Raw genomic sequence first — 17,959 nt, forward strand, 5'->3', positions numbered from 1 at the left:
CAGACACCCGGGGCTTTTACTCCTTGTACCACGAAGCGTACATCATATAGTCGCGCGCGGTCCGTTCGATGATGTCCCGAACCTGTTCCGGCGTCACGTCCTTCACCCGTTTGGCAGGCACGCCGGCATAGACGCTGCCCGGCTCGATCACCGTGCGCGACAGCACGAGCGAGTTGGCCGCCACGATCGATCCGGTTCCCACTACCGCATGGTCCAGCACGGTCGCCCCCATGCCGATCAGGCAGCGGCTCTCGATGCGGGCTCCGTGAATATTGGCATTGTGCCCGATCGAAACGTCGTCGCCGATCTCGGTGACAGAGCGCTGATAAAGCGTATGGACGACCACGCCGTCCTGAATATTGACCCGGTCGCCGACCGTGATCTTGTTCACGTCGCCGCGCAGCACGGCGCCGAACCAGATACTGCAGTCCCGGCCGACGGTCACGTCGCCGATAATCGCGGCCGTATCGGCCAGAAAGGTATTTTCTCCGATAACGGGAACGAATCCCCGGAGCGGTCTGACAAGTGCCATATATATCCCTATTTCGTTTATGTATCCAAAACCGTCCGATGACAGCCCGACCGATTTCGCTCGACGGCCATCCTCCCGACTTCCCGAGAGCCGCAAAAGCCCACCTCCCGCTCACTCGGCCGCACATAAGAACCGTTTCGCGCGCAAACGCTGTTTCCCGTCCGATCCGCAGCCCGGCATTATGCCAAGAATTCCTACAAATCGCCCGCCTATCGCAATCCGGACGTCTACGCCGATACGCAAGGGTAGCGGCTCTGAAAAGCCCGGCAACGGCTATCGGACGCTGTCCGAAGAAATTTCGGCGCGATGGCTACCGCTCGTTCTCGCCGCTCTTTTCCATCTCCTTGGCCTCGTTCCACAGCGCATCCATCTGCCCGAGCGTCATGTCGCGGAGCGAACGGCCCTGCTGCTCGGCCCGGTCTTCGATATGCGTGAAGCGGCGGATGAACTTGCGGTTGCTTTTCTCGAGCGCCGCCTCGGGATCGACTCCGTACAAACGCGCCGCATTGACCAGCGCGAAAAACAGATCGCCGAACTCCTCCTCCGCGCGCGAAGAGTCGCTCCGGTCGATCTCGCGCTGTACCTCGGCCGTCTCCTCCTTGACCTTTTCCCATACGTCCTCCCGCTTCTCCCAGTCGAATCCGGCCGCTGCGGCCTTCTCGCCAATCCGGTAAGCCTTGACCAAAGCCGGCAGGCTGCGCGGCACGCCGGCAAGCACCCGTTTTTTCCGATGCTCCAGCGCCTTTTCCTTCAGCTTCAGGTCTTCCCAGTTCTGCTTCACCTGTTCCGCATCCTCGGCCCGCGTCTCGCCGAACACGTGCGGATGGCGGAAAATCAGCTTGTCGCAGATCGCATCGGCCACGTCGCCTATGTCGAAAGCCTGCTGCTCGGAGCCCATTTTGGAATAGAAGACGACATGCAGCAACAGGTCGCCCAGCTCCTTTTTCACATTATCCAAATCATGGTCCAGAATCGCGTCGGCCAGTTCGTAGGTTTCCTCTATCGTATTCATTCTAAGCGACTCGAACGTCTGCTTGCGGTCCCACGGGCACTTGACCCGCAACTCGTCCATCACGTCGAGCAGTCGCTTCAGGGCAACTAATCTTCGGTCCATAGCATTTCTTGCATTACTACGTACAAAGATAAAAGATTCGGCCAAAAAATACTATTTTTGTCAAGATTGTTCGGCCATTCCGCCGCGGTCCGCCGCAGATCGTCTAACTCGCCGGCCCGAACTTTCGTCCGTTCCGAAACCATAGAACGAAAGCCAAATGAACCGAAAGATCATCCTGCTGTTCGGCCTTCTGCTCGCCTCGCTCGGCGCGCCGGCCCAAGACCGCATCGAAACCGGAGCGGAACAGACCGGCCGCTACCTGCCGCTGCTCGAGGGACGGCGGGTCGGAATCATGACCAATCACACCGGAACCGTAGGCCGGACGCATCTGGTCGATACGCTGCGCTCGCTGGGCGTGGACATTCGGGTCGTCTTCGCGCCCGAGCACGGCTTCCGGGGGCAGGCCGATGCGGGAGAAAGCGTCGCGAGCTACCGCGACCGGAAAACCGGAATCGACGTCGTGTCGGTATACGGCTCGACCAAGCGTCCGCCCGACTCGATCATGCAGCGGCTCGACGTGCTGCTGTTCGACATCCAGGACGTCGGCCTGCGCTATTACACCTATCTCTCTTCGATGCACTACCTGATGGAAGCCTGCGCGGCGAACGGCAAGCGGCTGATCGTGCTGGACCGCCCCAATCCGAACGGATTCTATGTGGACGGCCCGGTACTCGAAGCGAAGCACCGTTCGTTCGTCGGCATGCACCCGATTCCGGTCGTGCACGGCATGACGCTCGGCGAACTGGCCCGCATGATCGACGGCGAAGGCTGGCTGCGGGACGGGTTGCGCTGCAAACTGACCGTCATTCCGTGCCGGGGCTATACGCACCGGTCGCGATACCGGCTGCCGACGGCGCCGTCTCCGAACCTGCCCAACATGCGGGCCGTCTACCTGTATCCGTCGCTCTGCTTTTTCGAGGGTACGCCGGTCAGCCTGGGCCGGGGAACGGATTTCCCGTTTCAGGCATACGGACACCCGGAGCTGCAGGGCGATTTCTCGTTTACGCCGCGCAGCAACGCAGGAGCCAAGAATCCGCCGCTCAAAGACAAGCTCTGCCACGGCGTCGATCTGCGGACCGCCCCGTCCGACGAGCGGATATGGGAAAGGGGGGTGGACCTCGGATACGTGATCGACTGCTACCGGCAATTGAATCTGGGCGAAAAATTTTTCACGCCGATGTTCGACAGACTGACCGGCACGGACTACGTCCGGCAGATGATCCTGCAAGGCGCCGGAGCCGACCGGATCAAAGCCCGCTGGGCGGACGACGTGGAACGCTTCAAACAAACCCGAAAGCCCTACCTGCTGTATGAAGAATAAGTTCGTGCTGACTTTGGTCTGGCTGTTGACGACCGCCGCGGCCCTCGGCCAGAACCTGATTCCCTTGCCCAATCGCGCCGATAGGCGAGACGGGAGCTTCCTGCTCACGCGCCATACGGAGATCGTAAGCCCCGACTTTCCCGGGCTGGCCGACTACCTGAACGACCACCTCGAACGCCTGACCGGCTACCGGCTGCCTGTGACGGAACACCTCCGGGGAGTACGCCAAATCGTAATAAGCCGGAAAAGCGAACTACCTTCCGAGGGCTATACGCTCGACGTCACGATCCCGCAAATCCGGATCGAGGGCCGCGACTATGCCGGCGCCTTCTACGCGCTTCAAACGCTTTTCCAGCTGTTGCCCGCCTCAGTGTACGACACGGCCGCCCCGGGGCGGGCCGAGACGGTCGAGATTCCGGGCTATCTGATCGAAGACTCGCCGCGCTTTCCCTACCGGGGCGTCATGCTCGACGTTTCGCGCACCTATTTCGACAAGGAAACGGTCATCGCGTACATCGACTGGATGGCCCGCCACAAGCTCAACCGGCTGCATTGGCATCTGACGGACGACAACGGCTGGCGCATCGAGATCAAGAAGTATCCCGAACTCACGTCGAAAGGGGCATGGCGGGGACCCGGCGAAGCGCTACCGCCCTCTTACGGATCGGGCGAGAGGCGCTACGGCGGCTATTTCACGCAGGACGACGTGCGCGAGATCGTGCGCTTCGCCGCATCGCGCGCCGTGGAGATCATTCCCGAGATCGACTTGCCGGGCCATAGCCAGACTCTGACGAGCGTCTACCCCGAAACGTTCTGCCTTAAGACCGGCGAAGACTATCCGCCCGAAGAGATGCGCAACGTGCTGTGCGCCGGGCGGGAGGAGAACTTCGCGATGCTGCGCGACATCCTGACCGAGCTGGCCTCCCTGTTTCCGTCGAAATACATTCACATAGGAGGCGACGAGGTCAGCACGAAATACTGGAGCAACTGTCCCCGGTGCAAGGCCCTGATGCAGACCGAGGGCATGCGGAAAGTCTCCGAAATTCAAAGCTACTTCGTTCGCCGGCTCGAAACGATCGTCCGCGAAACAGGCAAAAGCTGCGCGGCGTGGAACGAGGTGCTCGAGGACAACCGACCGGACAAGAGCACACTCATCTATGCGTGGAAAGACACAGCGGCCTGCGCCGAAGCCGTTCGCGCCGGGCAGCCCGTCGTGATGATGCCCGCCCAGTACTGCTATATCGACATGAAGCAGAGCCGGTGGGAGAGAGGACATACCTGGGCATGGCTGGTCGATACGCGCCGCGTCTATTCGTTCGACCCGGACGATACGGGAATCGGCGGCTGCCGTCCGGAACTGGTCCTCGGCATCGAGGCGGCCCAATGGGCGGAACTGCTCGACCGTCCCGAACGTTTCGTGGAGTATCAAGGGTATCCCCGCCTCTGCGCGCTGGCCGAGGCGGGCTGGACCGAAAAGGGAAGACGCAACTGGAACGATTTCTACGCCCGGCTGACATCGGGCCATCTGGACCGCCTGAGCGCCATGGGCATCCGCTTCCGGATGTTTCCGCCCGAGGCGGACTACCGCGACGGAACGATTACGGTGCGCAGCACCCATCCCGACGGAGAGGTCCGCTATACGAACGACTCGAGCGAGCCGACGCTCGCGTCGGCCTTATACGAAGGTCCGATCCGGACGAAAAATCCCGAACGCTATCTGTTCCGCACCTTCTACGGCGAAGGACACAGCCCGGCCGTTCCGGCTACGGCCGACACGACCGTCGCGCTGGGTGCCGGCAGCGAACGGACCGTCCGCATTCCGCTGGAACGCTACGTCGATCGCAACGGGCTCTGGCTGTTGAGCGTATCCCAGCAGCAAGACAACGCGAAGATCGACCGGATGGAAGTGAACGGTCCCGACACGGCCTACACGATCATCCGCAACGGGCAGAAAACAAACCCGTTCAACGACCTGCGGCTTTACATCGACGAGCGGAACCGGACGGCCGATCTGATCCTCGCGCTGAGTAACCGCTCGCAGCGCTCCGACACGCTGACGCTCGGACTGCGCCCGTCGCCCTATATCGAGCCGCCGGTGCGCGTCACCAGCTCGCTCGTACCGTCGAAAAGGTTTCCGTTGCGCAATGCGTCCGACTACCATTTCGGGACTTACACCCGCGTCGCATCGCCTTGTAAGGCCGGCGACTACATTCTGTTCACGTTCGAAGAGCCGGTCGATTGCGAGTCCGTCGACCTGCGCACGGGCATTCCGAACGTCACGCGCTATATCGTCACGAAAGGGAGGGTCGCGTGGTCGAGCGACGGACGCTCCTTCATCGAGGCCGGACCGCTGAACGAAAGCGGACAGATCGTATGGAAACCGCACAAGCCCGTCCGCGCTATCCGGGTGTCGATCGAGGACAGCAACGGCGAGACGGCCGTATGTTGGCAGGATCTTCGCATTACTTCCACGCGCTGAGGGAGCGTTTTCCAAAAGGAGGATCATTCGCTCCGTCGGCCTATCCGTAAACCGACAAACCCTATGAAAACATCGACGGAGCATCTGCCGCCCTGTTGCAGAGAGGAGTTGCGCGTACTGCGCTCGCTCACGGTCCGGCATATTCCCGACTGCCGCCTGATTATCCTCGGCGGAAGCCACGCGGGCCAAGACTATGTCTCGTGGAGCGAAAGCGTCGTTCGCGGGCGGCATACGCTTTACCGTCACGACTACGAAATCGCCGTTTTCGTCAAAGGAACCGAAACGAAGAAAGCAAGCAGGACACTCCGCCGCCGAATTGCCGGAACTTACGACGGACTTTTCAGATTCCGACGGCACACGACGCCCCGATTCATCGTCGAGTCCGTCGGCACGCTGACCGAACAATCGAAACGCGGACACTTGTTCTACAACGGCCTCGTCCGCAACGGCATCCTGCTGTACGACAACGGCGGGCACGTTCCGTGCGATTGCGCGCGGCCCGATCCGCTCCGAGCGCTGGAGGGAGCCGTCGCCGGATTCGAGAAATATTTTCCCGATGCGGTCAATCTGCTGTACAGCGTCACGACCCGGCTGCTACCCGCCGAAAACTACCGGCAAAGCGCCCGACGGCTTCACGAGGCCTGCGACAAGTTCTACCGCACCGTATGGACGGTGCATACGAATCATTCTCCCGGAACGCTGCCGCTCGACGAACTGGGCGGACTGGTCAAGCGTTACTCCCGCGAGTTCGCAGAAATTTTCCCCTGTCATGACGACTTCGAGGCCGAAAGCTATGAACTGCTTTGCCGCGCTCCGAAAGAAACGCGGCGCGGCGTATTCCGCTACACGCGCGAACGGCTGGGTTACATGCTACGCGGAACCGAGGCGCTCCGGGTTCTCACGCAAAGAATCTGCGCCGAGCGAATCGGGTTTTACACGGAGCTGGCCGAGGCTGCCGAGCGCAAGAAAGGTCTTTCCCGGGAAACGATTTTCGCCGGAAGATAAATCCGCATTCCGATACGGTTTACCGAAAGGTTTCGTATATTTGAATTCCGAAACTTTCCCGAACGTGAAGAAATACGCGCTCACTCTGCTGTTCGCTTTCGCCCTCGCGGCAATGCACGGACAAGACCGCGGACTGCCCGAGCGACTGGAACGGTCGCTCGACTCGATGATACTCGACGCCATGCAAATCAAGGCGTTCCCGGGGGCCCAGCTCGTCATCGGCGACAGGGAAGGCGTTCTTTATGCCCGCAACTACGGCTATCACGACTATTCGCGGAAACGGGAAGTGACCGATCGGGACCTGTACGACGTGGCCTCATGCACGAAAGTAGTGTCCACTACGTTCGTCGTCATGCGCCTGTACGACCGGGGCCTGCTGCGAATCGACGATCCTCTCGTGAAATATCTCCCCGAGTTCGCCGGCACGACGGCCGAAAGCGTCACGCTCGGCGAACTGCTGACTCACACCTCGGGCATGCGCGCGCAGACTTTCTATACGCCTCTGGTCCGCAATGCGAACGGAGGGCGCCTTTTCAGCGGCAAGCTGTCGGCCGAATATCCCTACCGGATCGGAAAAAACTATTTCGTGGCCCGCGACGTAGCCATCGACACGTTGCTGCTGTCGCGTACTCCACGCGCCGGCTGGCGCGAGGCCACCTCGAAACTGTACGTCAACCCGGCCGTCGACACGCTGATCATGCGGCAGATCATCGAGGATTACAAGCCGGAGCGCAGGGGGAGCTACCGGTACAGCGACACGAACTTCTGGCTGCTGAAACTGATCGCGGAAAAGGTCTCAGGAGAATCCCTCGACCGGCTGACCCACGCATTGCTGTCGGAGCTGGGCTGCACGTTGAGCGGGTACAATCCCTTGCAAACCTGCGACATGGAGCACTGCGTCCCGACCGAGGACGACCACATTCTGAACCGAGGCACCGTACAAGGCTACGTCCATGACGAACTGGGCGCTCTGATGGGCGGGGTAGGAGGCAATGCCGGGCTATTCTCGACGGCCAAGGAAATGGCCCGTTTCTGCGAAATGATGCTCAACGACGGATGCTATGCAGGCCGCCGGATTCTTTCGCAGGAAACAATCCGACTGTTCACCGGTTCGCCGCTCGCCGAACGGAAAATCTGGCGCGGACTCGGATTCGACAAGCGGGACCCGGCCTCGAGTCCGTTGGGAGGCACGGACAGCTACGGACACACGGGCTTTACCGGCACGATATTCTGGATCGACGCCCGCGCCGGCCTGTACATGGTTTTCCTGTCGAATGCCGTATGCCCGACACGGGTCGACAACAAACTGCTTTCGACCTCTCTGCGAACCAAGATATGGGAGGCCGTAAAGCAGGGTTGTCGCTGAGGTTCGTACTTATCGATCATTTTTCCCCGGACGAGTTTTCCTGATTTTTTTTTGCCGCATCGCCGGCAGCCGTCTCTTGCGACAACGATTCGCCACACGTGTCCTCCGCTCTCCCGAAGCATTACCATCCATGTTCCGATCGCTATCGGCCGGAACGCACGGCAGCCGAAACATCCCGAACCCGGCAACCGGTCCCGCCGACAAACAGCAGCCCGAAGTGTTTCTCCCGTACGACACAGATCAATAAGAAAAACAGGCTGCATGCGCTGCATGCAACCTGCCTTAAGAATATTCCCGAGAAACGGCCTACTGGTTCATCGTTACGAGCAGCTCTTCGTTGGAACGGGTCGACTCCATGTGCTTCTTGATCACTTCCATAGCCTCCACGGAATTCATATCGGAGAGATAGCGGCGCAATACCCAGATTTTCTGCAGCACTTCCTTGCGAAGCAGCAGGTCCTCGCGGCGGGTCCCCGACGCCATAATGTCGACGGCCGGATAAACGCGTTTGTTGGCGAGCTTGCGGTCGAGCTGAAGCTCCATGTTGCCGGTTCCCTTGAACTCCTCGAATATCACCTCGTCCATTTTCGAGCCGGTGTCGATCAGCGCCGTCGCGATGATCGTCAGCGATCCGCGCTCCTCGGTATTCCGGGCCGCGCCGAAAAACCGCTTGGGCTTATGCAGCGCATTCGCGTCGACACCGCCCGAGAGCACCTTGCCCGAAGCGGGCTGCACGGTATTGTAGGCACGAGCCAGACGCGTGATCGAATCGAGCAGGATCACGACGTCGTGCCCGCACTCGACCATTCTTTTGGCTTTCTCCAGTACCATCTCGGCGACCTTCACATGACGGGACGCCTGCTCGTCGAAAGTCGACGCCACGACCTCGGCCTTCACGTTGCGAGCCATCTCGGTCACCTCCTCCGGACGTTCGTCGATCAGCAGCACGATCAGGTACACCTCCGGATGATTGTCGGCAATGGCATTGGCAACCGACTGCAGCAGCATCGTCTTGCCGGTTTTGGGTTGGGCTACGATCAGACCGCGTTGCCCTTTGCCGATCGGCGAGAACAGGTCGATCACCCGACAGGGGATATTGTTGTGCCCGTTGCCCGTCAGATTGAATTTCTCGGAAGGGAACAGCGGAGTCATAAACTCGAACTGCACACGGTCGCGCACCTCCTCCGGACTGAGTCCGTTGATGCGGTTGACCTTGACCAGCGGAAAATATTTCTCGCCCTCTTTCGGGGGACGGATCGCCCCCTGAACCGTATCGCCCACTTTCAGACCGAACAGTTTGATCTGAGACGGAGAGACATAAACGTCGTCCGGCGAGTTCAGGTAATTATAGTCGGTCGAACGCAGAAAGCCATAGCCGTCGGGCATGATTTCGAGCACGCCCTGTCCCTCCACAATACCGAGAAACTCTTCCTTCGCCTCTTTCTTCGGACCGGAATTCGCACGCGAGACCGGCTCCGGGCGCTCCTGCGTTTCCCTGACGAAAGTCGGAGCGGGAGCGGTCGGTTCCTGCACGGCGGGCGTTTCGGCACGATCCTCCGGAACCGCGCCCGAATCGCCCGGTTCAACCGCCGTTCCGTCCGAAGACATCGGCCGGATCGCCTTGGCACTCTTGGCGAAAGCGAGCCGGTCCCGCTTCTTGGGGCGGCCGGGCTTCCCCTTTTCAGGACTGGCGGTGAAAGCGGGAACAGTCCGCTGCCGGACGACCTGCTCGGGATGCGCGTCGGCCCTGACTTCGGAAACGGGAGCTTCTTCCGGCGTTTTCGGCGCCTCCTGTTCAGGAGCCGCCTCGTCCGCCGACGGATTCTCGACGCTTTCGACCCGGACGTATCCCTTCGGACGACGGCCCCGCCGCTTTTTCTCGGGCACATTTTCTTCTCCTTCCGGAACCGGTACTTCCGGCTGTGCCGCTTCCGCGCCGGCCGGAGAAGAGTCTCCGCGCGCGGATAACTCCAAAATACGGTCGAGAAGTTCCTGTTTGCGCATCTGGGCCTTGATTCCCATGGACCGGCCTATTTCGCGCAATTCGGCAAGGCTTTTCCCTTTCAATGCTTCGGCATCCTGCATATGGTTCTGCTATTTAATCGTAAATTCAGTGATTTTTCGTATCCGAACGGATACACGAGAGTCGTAACGGCAACAAAAGTAACCGAAAAAAAGCAAACAGCAAAATTATTGCCACTATTTCGTCCGGCCCAGCATATAATCGACGGCGGCCTGCAAATCCTGCGGCGTGTCGATCGCCAGGCTTTCAGTCATCGTGACGGCCGTCCGAATACGATAGCCGTTCTCCAGCCAACGCAACTGCTCGAGCGACTCGCATCGCTCGAGAATGCCCTGAGGCAGGGCGGTAATCTTCCGGAGCACGTCGCTGCGGTAGGCATACAGCCCGATATGCTTATAGTAGGTATGCGAACTCTGCCACTGCGACGGCTCGACTCCGCGAAGGAAGGGAATCGCCGAACGGCTGAAATAGAGCGCATGACCGTCGGCCGACAAGACCACCTTCGGAGAGTTGGAATTGAAAATATCCTCGTGCGGAGCGAACGCCTTGACCAACGTGGCGATTTGGGTCGAAGGCTCGTCGAAACACCCGGAGATCAGCGAAAGCTGCTCCCCGGATACGAAAGGCTCGTCGCCCTGAATATTGACAACGATGTCGAACCGCTCTCCGCAAAGGACCTCCGCCTTGTCTAGCGCTTCCCGGCAGCGGTCCGTCCCGCTGCGGTGATCGGTCGAGGTCATGATCGCGCGACCCCCGAAACCGGCGACGGCCCGTTCGATCCGCTCGTCGTCGGTAGCCACATAGCAGGTATCGAAAAACGCTCGGGCCTTCTCATACACATGTCGGATCATCGGCTTGCCTCCCAAATCGGCCAGCGGCTTGCCGGGAAAACGGGTCGAAGCATACCGGGCGGGAATCAATGCAAGGAATTTCATAGTCGTTCGTTTGATTGCGCCGCGCCGCAACCGCCATGAACCGCGGTGCGGGCGGTAGCGCAAAGGTAACTTTTTTGTAACTTCGCCCTACCGATATGAACGAAATTCGTACGATAGAACCTTTTATCCGCTTGGGCGAGCGCCTCGCCGAGGAGCTGCTCGACGGAACGATCGAACCTGTGATCCGCCGCAGCGAAGCCGAAAACCCGTGGTTTTCCCGCGCCAACGTCGTCTCGGCCATACAAGCCGTATGCGCCGATATGCTCGACGGCCGAAATCTTCGCTCATGGCTCGCCCGATACCCGGCCGCCGGCAGGCCGTCCGACGAAACGATCGGCATCGTCATGGCCGGAAATATCCCTCTGGTCGGCTTTTTCGACCTGCTGTGCGTCCTGATCTGCGACCGGCGCTGCCTGATCAAGCCCTCGTCCAAGGACCGCGTCCTGATCGGTCACATAGTCGATCTGCTGCGCGAAATCGAGCCCCGATTCTCGATCGGAGCGCTCGAAGGGCAGACGCCCGACCGCCTTATCGCTTCCGGAAGCGACGAGGCCCGCAGGCATTTCGCCTCGGCCTATCCCGACACGCCCTCCCTGCTCCGGGGGCATCGTTACAGCGTAGCCGTGCTTTCAGGGCAGGAAAGCGACAGGCAACTGGACGGGCTGTACGACGACGTCTTTTCGTATTTCGGACTCGGATGCCGCAACGTAAGCCGGATCTTCGTCCCGCGCGGATACGACCTGCAGAGCCTTTGCCGCCGGTTATCCGCCCGGCCGATCACTCACACGGGCTACCTGAACAATTACCGGCAGGCCCGCGCCATGCGGCTTCTGAGCGGAACGGAGTTTATCGACGGAGGCTTTTTCCTGATGCGTCCCGGCGCCGACGGAGAGGGGCCGTTGAGCGAAATCGCCTGCACGTTTTACGAAAGCGTCGGAAGCGTCGAGCGACTGCTCCGCGAACGCGACCGGGAAATACAGTGCGTCGTATCGGCGACGCTCGACCATCCCCGGCGGGTCGATTTCGGGCAGGCCCAGCACCCTTCGCTGACCGATTATCCCGACGGAATAGACGTAATGGAATTCCTGCTGGCCGGCTCTCCGGCCCCGGCCGACCGACGACAGCTATGACCGAGCACGAGCATTTCGACAAAGAGGACTTTCGCGTCCGGACCGCCGCCCGATCCTACGAGGATTGCCTATTCACCGGCTGCCTGTTTTCAAGCGCCGACCTGCGCGACTGCGAGTTCACCGATTGTCGGTTCGAGCGTTGCGACCTGAGCATGGCCTTGCTGGAAAACACGTCGATGCGGACGGTCCGGTTCCACGAATGCAAGCTGCTGGGCACGAGGTTCGAAGATTGCAACCAAATCCTGTTCTCGCCCGACTTCGAACGTTGCCTTCTCGACTACGCCTCGTTCCGCCGCGCGAAACTCCGCAAGCGCCTGTTTTGCGGATGCAGCCTTCGGCAAGCCGACTTCTCGGCGGCGGACCTGAGCGGAGCGGTTTTTGCCGATTGCGATCTGAACGGAGCGATTTTCGACCGCACCGTGCTGGAAAAAGCCGATTTCTCGACCGCGCGGAACTATTCGATCGACCCGGAGACGAACCGAATACGCCGGGCCCGATTCTCGATCAGCGGCCTTCCGGGCCTGCTCGGTCGATACGATATCGATATTTCCGAAACATGAGAGCGATTAATCGGACAATCACGCTATCTTTACGCACGAAACAAAATACGCCTGAAACCATGCCCGTAATTCTGAAACTGAGAATGCTCAGCGACGAGGACGACTGCTTCCTGCGCGACTACGAGGTGCCGTACGAGTTGACGCTGGAGGAATTGCACGACTTCATCTGCGAAGATCTGCAATACGAGAAAATACCGGAATCATCGTTTTTCGAGGCCGACCGCGAGTGGAACAGACAGCGCGAATATACGCATGCCGGCTCCGGCGCAACGGGATCGGACTCTTCCGCCTCCCGGCGCAGGATGTCCGAAAGCCGACTCTCGGACATCCTGCACCGGATGCATGACCGGCTGATCTTCCGCTTCGACCCTCCGGGAGACCGGGCCTACTATCTGGAGGTGATCGACACGGCAGAGGCCGGTGCGGGCAAAAGTTACCCCAATCTGTTGCTGGCCAACGGAGAGGCGCCCGACCAGTTCGATCCGGAGGCATCCCCGCGAAACCGGTCGATTTTTGAGGAGGCGATGGGCGACTACAACGACTTCGAGGGAGACGATGCGTATGGCGACGACGAATAACGGCGGCAAGACGCTCGTCGTGCTGCTCGGCGCGACCGCCACGGGCAAAACCGACGTCGGCATCGCGCTGGCTCGGGCGTTCGGATCGGAAATCGTATCGTCCGACTCGAGGCAGATTTACCGCGAGATGAGCATCGGAACGGCCAAGCCGACCGAAGAGGAGCTCTCGGCCGTTCCGCACCACCTGATCGGCACGCGCAGCGTCCGCGAGGACTATTCGGCAGGCCGGTACGAGCAGGATGCGCTCCGGGTGCTGGAGGAACGTTTCCGCGAACACGATATCCTGTTTCTGGTCGGCGGGTCGGGCCTGTACATCGACGCGGTCTGCTACGGCATGGACGAGCTTCCGGCCGTCGATCCGCATTTGCGGAAAACACTCGTCCGCAGGGCGCAGACCGAAGGACTCGAGTCGCTGTTCGAAGAACTGCGGAAGCTCGATCCGGCGCATTGCGAAGTCATGGACCGCAGCAACCCTCAACGAGTGATCCGCGCATTGGAAGTATGCCTGCAGAGCGGCCGACCGTACAGCAGCCTGCGGAAAGGCGAACCGAAAACGCGCCCTTTTCGTATCCTGCGCGTCGGGCTCCGGATGTCCCGCGACGTACTCTACGACCGGATCGACCGGCGGGTCGACCGCATGATAGCCGACGGCCTCGAACGGGAGGCCCGGGAATTGTATCCTCTCCGGGAATACAATGCGCTGCAAACGGTCGGCTACAGGGAGTTGTTCGCCTATTTCGAAGGCGAGACGAGCCGGGAGCAGGCCATCGAACTGATCAAGCGCAACAGTCGCCGCTACGCGAAACGGCAAACGACCTGGTTCGCAAGGAATACGGACACGCGATGGTTCGAAGCAGAAGAAGGGTGCGCCGAAAAAATCGCCGGCTATCTGAGCGGGACGATATGACCGCCGCACCCTTATTATCAGACAAGCAAATAGATACTGAGTGACCGCCGAGAGCGGCCCGACATTCCGGAACGCACGCTTCCGGCCCGTTCCTGCCGTAACGGTTTTCAACCTTCATAAGACAAGAGCCGACGACACGGCAAGACAAATCCGCAAAGCATGGCCGGCCCCGCGATCCAATGATCCGCATTGGCATTCCGGAAAGAGAAGCGCGACGGAATACGCGACAAAATGTAAAATTTGTATTTCAGCCGGATATGGTCTATATTTGTCGCCTCCGCCTCAGGCTTCGGCAGTCTGAGCGGCGGACACGCTCGGATGGCGGAATCGGTAGACGCGTCGGACTTAAAATCCGATAAACCGAAAGGTTTGTGCGGGTTCAATTCCCGCTCCGAGTACGGCAAGGCGGCTGTCGGTCTGACGATTGACAGTCGCTTTTCTTCTACCCGTTGTCTCGCATGGGGAACCGACCCCGGCCACCCGAACCGCACAATACTCGTCAGGCCGGCCCTGTAAACCGACGTCGCGAATCAAGCGATCGCCGCCGGTCAGATCAAAAAACAAATTCTTCCGTTCTAACGGCACGGAAGCCAGACAAAAAGCCCGCAGCATATCGGGCGACAGCACGCGTAAGGAGCGAAATGCCCCGCGCATGGTCTGATTCTTGCAAAATCCGGATCAAAACAAACCGATAAAAATGCAGATTATGGGACACAAAACTCCGCAAGAGGGCAAAGGCACCGTCGAAATCGAGAAACGGACGTCCAAAATTCCGTCGGGCTTCTATCTGGCTGCCGGGCTGACCGCCATGGCCGCCTCCGCGACGCTCAAATGCTTAGGCAGAAAACACTCGGCCTTGTTCGTCGGCCAATGGGCAGCCCCCATACTGATTATGGGTCTTTACAACAAGATGGTCAAAACGCAGGGGCACGACTGACGCTCCGGCCAGCCGGAAGGGAGAGAGGGGAGAGTGATTGATATCCCCTCTCTTTCTTTCTGCTCGTCCCGAGCGCATTGAAAAATCCGGACAGATCGGCCCCGAATCAGATACACCTCATTTTCATTAATTTACAATCCAATCCTCCGGAAATGCAAGCCTGCACGGCGTTTACAGGCGGAGCGTGCCAAACATCTATCGAGGTATGAAAACCGGAATTACACGCTGGGGCTTTTCTGCAACGGCCGGAGAATTCTCCAAAGGACGGGCCAATATCGATACGATCCAATAAGACAGAACAACGCATTTCCGTGACAGGAATCTTATTGCTCGGCCTATTCGTTTTCGATCCGGACGGAGCGGAGCACGCGAGACTTCCGTATCAGGATTATAAATCGATCTCGAATATCACCTATCGTCGCTTGTCAAATATGCGGTTTCATTTTTCCTTGTTTGTAAAAACGCCACCGCCTTTTCAATAACAGGGTCTCGACCTTTCATTAAATCGTCTATAGTAAATTTAACCTCCATATCGGGTTTGATTCCTTGCTTAAACGGTGTCCGACTATAGGGAAACAACACTTGACGCGAACATATTCGGGCACATCCTCCATGCGGCAGCTCCGCTACCCCATGCATCCGGGATCGGATCGAACGGAGATACGGGATTACCGTCCCATAAAGAATTCTTCCAAAAATGCGATACATACACATTTTTACTCATCAGAGTATTCGCTAACCAATTCTTGTAACGATGATCCTTCGAACAACATATCTCCCTAATAGTCATTAACGTTTCTACCTTGAAGATAAGAAATATTGCCGTAAATTTGCAACGGCAACAATCCCTAATTCGAGGCGATGAACACTTCTTTTTCGAGAAAATTGGGTATCTTTGTTTTGTTCGTTTAAATCGGACAGACATATTTGCTTGAACATGAGAAGTGTTTGAGTTTGTTCTCGTTGATAAATCTGGTAAATTTTTCGAGCAGAGAACAAGCCAAAGCCCTTACTCTATACCTACGTGTATAGTGTGGGATTGTTGCTTGTTTTTATGCTCGCGGTTTACCAGAACCCATCAACTAAAAACGAAGTCACGATACCCACACTTCTTTTTTAAGTGATTTCTTCTTTGGGGTATCGGGAAGAAAGAAACTAATTATTTATGAAAAAATTCTTATTTTTCATTATCGTAGCCTTATTGTTTTGCGGCTGCGATAAAAACGAGGGCGGCGATCCCGAATGCCCCATAACGGACGTATCCTTGCCTGTATCGAGTGCAGAAAATCCCGTACGACCGGGAACCGAAGTTACCATTTCGGGGAAAGGTTTTACGCAAAGCTGTGAAATCTGGCTGCGTAGCGTTACAGAGGTCAAAGCCGCAGGGGCGGAAGTAAAAGCGGCCGTAACTTCCGTGACCGCATTGGCCATTACGTTTACGGCTCCCGAAGTGTACGGAGCGCAAACCGTCGTGCTGAAACAGAACGGCGATGCATGGGAATTGGGGAAGATATATTTCCCCGCAATTCTACCGAAGAAAATCACCAAAATAGTCTCTGCCTTCGATAGCGAAACTCAAACTACGGAATACACATACGATGAAGCCGGCAGGCTGAAACAGATCGACAAAACAGAAGAATACGACGGTTATAACTCTACCTCGACAACCTCGATAGAATACGCACAAAACAGAGTTACGGTACGATACGGAAAACACGACGATCCTGATTTTGCTCAAGACATATTCCATCAGGAAAACGGACATGCGACAAACAGCAGGTATAGCGAATCGGACTATGAATGCAAAACCAAGTATTTTTACGGAGACAACGGTTATTTGACCACTGCCGAAATTACGGAGATTCAAACAGACAGAGAAGATACACATACCATCGCTTTGACCATAAAAAACGACTGTCTGGAGAAATATTCCGACGAGGAGGGCTATTCGATCGGTTATACCCCGAATACCGCCGTACCGAACAATCTCAATTTAGACTTGTTGGGATTCGACGAATTCATGGACGACATTGACGAAGGCGTCGCCGAGACTTATTGGCTGGGGATCGGAGGAACACGGACAAAATACCTACCGGAGCAACTGACCGTGACAGACTGGGAAGGAGACCAATTTACCATAAAATACGAATATATATTTGACGGCGAATACATATCCGAAATACGCATGATGTCCGATGATATGATTCATACACTGAAACTGTATTACGAAGAATAACGAATTAACTATTCAAACATCTAAACAGCCTTATGTCAAATGATATAAGGCTGTTTTATATAAACTTGGAGGTAAAGCGAAAAACGGAAGAAGAATCAAACGCTGTAAACGACGGTAAAAACATTATATTGAAACACGAGAAAACCGATTTGGAAACAATTATCGTAAATTTACAAACTTTCTTCCGCTTTTCAAAAGCGATAGGAAATTTTCCGATTCCGCTATGACTCGAAACGAAAAATCAGGAGCTGCCGCTCTCCCGGTCCCCCCGGTCACCGGAACTTCGGCAGACATGCTGTTCAGAAAAGCCGGACCCGGCGACTGCGCCCGAGCGCAGGAGATCATTCGCCTGGCCCGAGAGCGAATGGGGCGGCAAGGCAACCCGCAATGGCAAGACGGATACCCGGCGGACGAAGACGTCAGGCACGACATCGAAGCGGGCAACGGCTACGTACTGTGCCTGCATAACCGTCCGGTCGTTTACGGCGCAATCCTTTTCGACGAAGAACCCGCATACGGGCCGATCGAGGGCCGGTGGCTCAACGACCGGCCTTATGCGGTCGTACACCGGCTCGCCGTACACGAAGCGTTCGAGCGAAAGGGACTGGCCGGACTGTTCTTGCAGCAGGCCGAGCGGCTGTGTCTCGACAGACACTTATTCGACATACGGGCGGATACCCATTCCGCCAACGGACCTATGCGCAGCCTGCTGGAGCGCTCGGGCTATGTTTTCTGCGGAGAGATACGGTACCGAAAATCTCCCCGTCGTGCATACCAAAAAATCCTCGGCTAAGGCCCGAAAAAAAGCGGCGGAAAGAACATTTCCGCCGCTCCTC

15 protein-coding genes and 1 tRNA gene are annotated in these 17,959 nt (G+C 57.8%); 12 read left to right on the plus strand and 4 right to left on the minus strand.

Annotated features, from left to right (window positions below):
* Nucleotides 1–16: 16 nt before the first annotated feature.
* Nucleotides 17–532, minus strand: coding sequence for a gamma carbonic anhydrase family protein (locus tag NQ491_RS01970; protein ID WP_019245026.1), 516 nt, complete (start codon nucleotides 530–532; stop codon nucleotides 17–19).
* Between the two features lie 310 nt (nucleotides 533–842).
* Entirely contained in the window at nucleotides 843–1,646 is an 804-nt protein-coding gene (gene mazG, locus NQ491_RS01975; protein ID WP_034282606.1) for a nucleoside triphosphate pyrophosphohydrolase, read from the minus strand.
* Nucleotides 1,647–1,803: 157 nt separating this feature from the next.
* Here mazG and NQ491_RS01980 point away from each other — a divergent pair, with 157 nt between their 5' ends.
* From NQ491_RS01980 to NQ491_RS01995, 4 genes are all read left to right on the plus strand, one after another.
* Entirely contained in the window at nucleotides 1,804–2,967 is a 1,164-nt protein-coding gene (locus tag NQ491_RS01980; RefSeq protein WP_019245024.1) for an exo-beta-N-acetylmuramidase NamZ family protein, read from the plus strand.
* Nucleotides 2,957–5,446, plus strand: a complete 2,490-nt coding sequence (locus NQ491_RS01985) for a beta-N-acetylhexosaminidase (protein ID WP_019245023.1) — start codon at nucleotides 2,957–2,959, stop codon at nucleotides 5,444–5,446. Before NQ491_RS01980 ends, NQ491_RS01985 begins: the two co-directional genes overlap by 11 nt.
* A 63-nt stretch (nucleotides 5,447–5,509) precedes the next feature.
* Nucleotides 5,510–6,451 carry a hypothetical protein gene (locus tag NQ491_RS01990; RefSeq protein ID WP_019245022.1) on the plus strand — a complete coding sequence of 314 codons (942 nt, stop codon included), beginning with the start codon at nucleotides 5,510–5,512 and terminating at the stop codon, nucleotides 6,449–6,451.
* Nucleotides 6,452–6,491: 40 nt separating this feature from the next.
* A complete protein-coding gene (locus tag NQ491_RS01995) occupies nucleotides 6,492–7,817 on the plus strand; it encodes a serine hydrolase domain-containing protein (RefSeq protein WP_019245021.1) in 1,326 nt (441 codons plus the stop codon).
* Nucleotides 7,818–8,123: 306 nt separating this feature from the next.
* On the opposite strand, the gene rho is transcribed toward NQ491_RS01995, so the two are convergent.
* Nucleotides 8,124–9,902, minus strand: coding sequence for a transcription termination factor Rho (gene rho / locus NQ491_RS02000; protein WP_019245020.1), 1,779 nt, complete (start codon nucleotides 9,900–9,902; stop codon nucleotides 8,124–8,126).
* 114 nt (nucleotides 9,903–10,016) lie between these two features.
* Nucleotides 10,017–10,775: a 3-deoxy-manno-octulosonate cytidylyltransferase gene (gene kdsB / locus NQ491_RS02005; RefSeq protein WP_019245019.1), complete on the minus strand. Its 759-nt coding sequence runs from the start codon at nucleotides 10,773–10,775 to the stop codon at nucleotides 10,017–10,019.
* Between the two features lie 95 nt (nucleotides 10,776–10,870).
* On the opposite strand from kdsB, the gene NQ491_RS02010 reads away from it, so the two are divergent.
* From NQ491_RS02010 to NQ491_RS02045, 8 genes are all read left to right on the plus strand, one after another.
* Nucleotides 10,871–11,905, plus strand: a complete 1,035-nt coding sequence (locus tag NQ491_RS02010) for an aldehyde dehydrogenase family protein (protein WP_019245018.1) — start codon at nucleotides 10,871–10,873, stop codon at nucleotides 11,903–11,905.
* Entirely contained in the window at nucleotides 11,902–12,465 is a 564-nt protein-coding gene (locus NQ491_RS02015) for a pentapeptide repeat-containing protein (RefSeq protein WP_019245017.1), read from the plus strand. Before NQ491_RS02010 ends, NQ491_RS02015 begins: the two co-directional genes overlap by 4 nt.
* Nucleotides 12,466–12,524: 59 nt before the next feature.
* Complete coding sequence (locus NQ491_RS02020; protein WP_019245016.1) at nucleotides 12,525–13,043, plus strand: IS1096 element passenger TnpR family protein; 519 nt, start codon at nucleotides 12,525–12,527, stop codon at nucleotides 13,041–13,043.
* Complete coding sequence (miaA, locus tag NQ491_RS02025) at nucleotides 13,027–13,950, plus strand: tRNA (adenosine(37)-N6)-dimethylallyltransferase MiaA (RefSeq protein WP_019245015.1); 924 nt, start codon at nucleotides 13,027–13,029, stop codon at nucleotides 13,948–13,950. The genes NQ491_RS02020 and miaA overlap by 17 nt, the downstream gene beginning before the upstream one ends.
* 312 nt (nucleotides 13,951–14,262) lie before the next feature.
* Nucleotides 14,263–14,348: transfer RNA gene (locus tag NQ491_RS02030), tRNA-Leu, on the plus strand.
* A 308-nt stretch (nucleotides 14,349–14,656) separates the two neighbouring features.
* Nucleotides 14,657–14,887 (plus strand): hypothetical protein, encoded by a 231-nt coding sequence (locus tag NQ491_RS02035; protein ID WP_026089509.1) that lies wholly within the window; start codon nucleotides 14,657–14,659, stop codon nucleotides 14,885–14,887.
* Nucleotides 14,888–16,052: 1,165 nt separating this feature from the next.
* Entirely contained in the window at nucleotides 16,053–17,123 is a 1,071-nt protein-coding gene (locus NQ491_RS02040; RefSeq protein ID WP_019245013.1) for a DUF4784 family protein, read from the plus strand.
* 292 nt (nucleotides 17,124–17,415) lie between these two features.
* A complete protein-coding gene (locus NQ491_RS02045; RefSeq protein ID WP_019245011.1) occupies nucleotides 17,416–17,916 on the plus strand; it encodes a GNAT family N-acetyltransferase in 501 nt (166 codons plus the stop codon).
* Nucleotides 17,917–17,959 lie beyond the last annotated feature (43 nt).

Origin of the sequence: Alistipes ihumii AP11 (genome assembly GCF_025144665.1) — a bacterium.
Classification (GTDB): Bacteria; Bacteroidota; Bacteroidia; order Bacteroidales; family Rikenellaceae; genus Alistipes_A; species Alistipes_A ihumii.

Excerpts from the sequence above, each read along its gene's own strand:
- NQ491_RS01970 (WP_019245026.1), bottom strand. The coding sequence starts at position 532 with ATGGCACTTGTCAGACCGCTCCGGGGATTCGTTCCCGTTATCGGAGAA.
- NQ491_RS02035 (WP_026089509.1), top strand. The coding sequence starts at position 14,657 with ATGGGACACAAAACTCCGCAAGAGGGCAAAGGCACCGTCGAAATCGAG.
- NQ491_RS02040 (WP_019245013.1), top strand. The coding sequence starts at position 16,053 with ATGAAAAAATTCTTATTTTTCATTATCGTAGCCTTATTGTTTTGCGGC.
- kdsB (WP_019245019.1), bottom strand. The coding sequence starts at position 10,775 with ATGAAATTCCTTGCATTGATTCCCGCCCGGTATGCTTCGACCCGTTTT.
- NQ491_RS01985 (WP_019245023.1), top strand. The coding sequence starts at position 2,957 with ATGAAGAATAAGTTCGTGCTGACTTTGGTCTGGCTGTTGACGACCGCC.
- NQ491_RS01990 (WP_019245022.1), top strand. The coding sequence starts at position 5,510 with ATGAAAACATCGACGGAGCATCTGCCGCCCTGTTGCAGAGAGGAGTTG.
- NQ491_RS02045 (WP_019245011.1), top strand. The coding sequence starts at position 17,416 with ATGCTGTTCAGAAAAGCCGGACCCGGCGACTGCGCCCGAGCGCAGGAG.
- NQ491_RS02020 (WP_019245016.1), top strand. The coding sequence starts at position 12,525 with ATGCCCGTAATTCTGAAACTGAGAATGCTCAGCGACGAGGACGACTGC.
- NQ491_RS02010 (WP_019245018.1), top strand. The coding sequence starts at position 10,871 with ATGAACGAAATTCGTACGATAGAACCTTTTATCCGCTTGGGCGAGCGC.
- rho (WP_019245020.1), bottom strand. The coding sequence starts at position 9,902 with ATGCAGGATGCCGAAGCATTGAAAGGGAAAAGCCTTGCCGAATTGCGC.
- NQ491_RS02015 (WP_019245017.1), top strand. The coding sequence starts at position 11,902 with ATGACCGAGCACGAGCATTTCGACAAAGAGGACTTTCGCGTCCGGACC.
- mazG (WP_034282606.1), bottom strand. The coding sequence starts at position 1,646 with ATGGACCGAAGATTAGTTGCCCTGAAGCGACTGCTCGACGTGATGGAC.
- NQ491_RS01980 (WP_019245024.1), top strand. The coding sequence starts at position 1,804 with ATGAACCGAAAGATCATCCTGCTGTTCGGCCTTCTGCTCGCCTCGCTC.
- miaA (WP_019245015.1), top strand. The coding sequence starts at position 13,027 with ATGGCGACGACGAATAACGGCGGCAAGACGCTCGTCGTGCTGCTCGGC.